Annotated in this window: 1 pseudogene; it reads right to left on the bottom strand. The window is 77.0% G+C overall.

The annotated features are described in order from the left end of the window. A pseudogene (locus ACJA3G_RS38410) lies at positions 1-279 on the bottom strand (hypothetical protein); the annotation flags it as partial. Between the last annotated feature and the right edge of the window lie 249 nt (positions 280-528).

Raw genomic sequence — 528 nt, forward strand, 5'->3', positions numbered from 1 at the left:
CGGCACCCCCCGCCCCGCCGTCTCCACCTCCGGCGGCGCCTCGTACGCACCGGCCGTCGAGACGGACTCCACCACCTCGTCCGGCGTACCGAGCCGCCCCAGGATCCGGCGCACCGCCGCCGGGGAGTCGGCGCCGAACTTCGCCCGTCTGCGGTCGATCTCGTCGCGCAGCCCGGACACCAGCCGCATCCGTGCCGCGGAGGGCAACTGCCGCCGCTGGGCCAGGTCGCCGACCCGGCTCAGRTAGTCGTAGACCAGCTGGTCGCTCTCGATCCCCACACCGTTCCCCTCCGTGCCCCGCCGGGGCCCGCCGCCGCCTCCCTGCCCTGACGGTAGCGCGCAGCGGCTACCGTGGGGCGGATGGGGACCGGCGAGCGCGACCAGGAGGCGCACGTGTCCGAAGCACCGAATGGAGCGGGTGGAGTGAGCGGACCCGGCGACCACGCGGCCCACGCCGGCCACGCCACCGACGCCGTCGCCGCCACCGACGCCGACGCCGCCACCACAGACGCCGACGCCGGCCCCGCC

This window comes from Streptomyces sp. YS-3 (assembly GCF_045257485.1).
GTDB lineage: Bacteria > Actinomycetota > Actinomycetes > Streptomycetales > Streptomycetaceae > Streptomyces.